This is a genomic window from Streptomyces sp. DH12, assembly GCF_020873895.1.
Lineage (GTDB): Bacteria > Actinomycetota > Actinomycetes > Streptomycetales > Streptomycetaceae > Streptomyces.
In genome coordinates, this window is record NZ_JAHWGT010001055.1 from 1 (window position 1) to 454 (window position 454).

Below are 454 nucleotides of genomic sequence, written 5' to 3' on the forward strand. Positions count from 1 at the left end.
CACGCAGCTGCCGCAGGGCCGGGTTCTCCCGCCGGACGGTGTTGAGGCGGGTGAGGAGCGGGGCGATGGTGCGGCCCTCCCGCTCGGCGGCTTCCCAGTCGCGTGGTGTGAGCTGGTACTTCTCGCTGTCGAGGTACTCCTCGCCGCCCTCGCGCAGCGGGGTGTTCTCGCACAGTTCGTAGCCGCTGTAGATGCCCCAGGAGGGGGAGAGGGTGGCGGCGAGGACGGCGCGGACCTCGAAGGCGGGCCGGCCGCCGTGCTGGAGGTGGGCGGGCAGGATGTCGGGGGTGTTGGCGAAGAAGTTGGGCCGCATGTAGGAGGCGGCCTCCCCCGACAGTTCGGTGAGGTACTCCGTCAGTTCCTGCTTGGTGGTGCGCCAGGTGAAGTACGTGTAGGACTGCTGGAAGCCGATCTGGGCGAGGGTGTGCATCATCGCCGGGCGGGTGAAGGCCTC

Annotated in this window: 1 pseudogene; it reads right to left on the minus strand. The window is 69.6% G+C overall.

The window, feature by feature from the left end:
• Positions 1-454, minus strand: a pseudogene (locus LPA54_RS38475) (alpha-1,4-glucan--maltose-1-phosphate maltosyltransferase); the annotation flags it as partial.